This window comes from Vibrio sp. 10N.222.55.C6, assembly GCF_041473395.1.
Taxonomy (GTDB): domain Bacteria; phylum Pseudomonadota; class Gammaproteobacteria; order Enterobacterales; family Vibrionaceae; genus Vibrio; species Vibrio crassostreae_C.
The window spans coordinates 1-811 of record NZ_JBFRSD010000758.1; the positions used below are offsets into that span (position 1 = coordinate 1).

The following is an 811-nucleotide window of genomic DNA, read 5'->3' on the forward strand; positions in this document are numbered from 1 at the left end:
AACCCTGCATCTACTGTCGCCCCTTTTAGTGCGTCTCCCAGAAGCTCTCCTATCATAGGAACATGTTTGTTGCAGTAATAATCAAAATCAAAAATCACATCATCGTTATTTGGGTATATTACGTATACTTTAATCATTGCTTTTTTCCTTTTTCTTTCACTAAAGTTTTAAACTGTTGGGGGTTACATTTTGTTATTGGGCATTGCTTTTCCAATCATTGATTCACCCATTATTGCCTGCTTTTGGTGGGGGATGATCCCAGAAAGAATAGCGGTCATTCGATTACGTTTACCTGGAACCACAACTGCTTTTCTACCCAAACCATTGATAGCTATTTCTGCTACTTCCGCTGGATCTTTTGCAACCATTGGTAATTTTGACCAGTCAACACCATTATCAGCTGTCATCGGTGTAGTTGTTAACCCAGGAGAAAGAACCGTTACATCAATACCTTTGGGTTTAAGTTCGCCATGAAGAGATGCACCTAGCTGAAGAACGTAGGCTTTGGTACCTGCATAATTTGAAAAATATGGGGAAACCATATGACCAGAAAGACTTGATACCATTAAAATACCGCCTCTTTTTCTTTCGATCATTGTTGGTGTAAAGTGGTGAGTCAGTTGCAACACAGAGCTAACATTAAGCTGTATCATCTTCAACTCTTGCTCTAGAGATGATTTAGCAAACGAACCATTAACTTCAATACCAGCGGCTAGTACAAGTAGCCCAATACTTTTGTCAATTTGCTTAACTTTTTCGACGCCTTCTGACGTACTTAAGTCAGCAGAATGCGTATTTCGGTGATTGCGAT

1 protein-coding gene is annotated in these 811 nt (G+C 39.6%); it reads right to left on the minus strand.

All coding sequences use genetic code 11. From position 1 onward, the window contains the following. Positions 1 to 182: 182 nt before the first annotated feature. Positions 183 to 811, minus strand: a 629-nt coding sequence (locus AB4486_RS26010) for an SDR family NAD(P)-dependent oxidoreductase (protein ID WP_372119638.1), incomplete at its 5' end; no start/stop codon positions are given.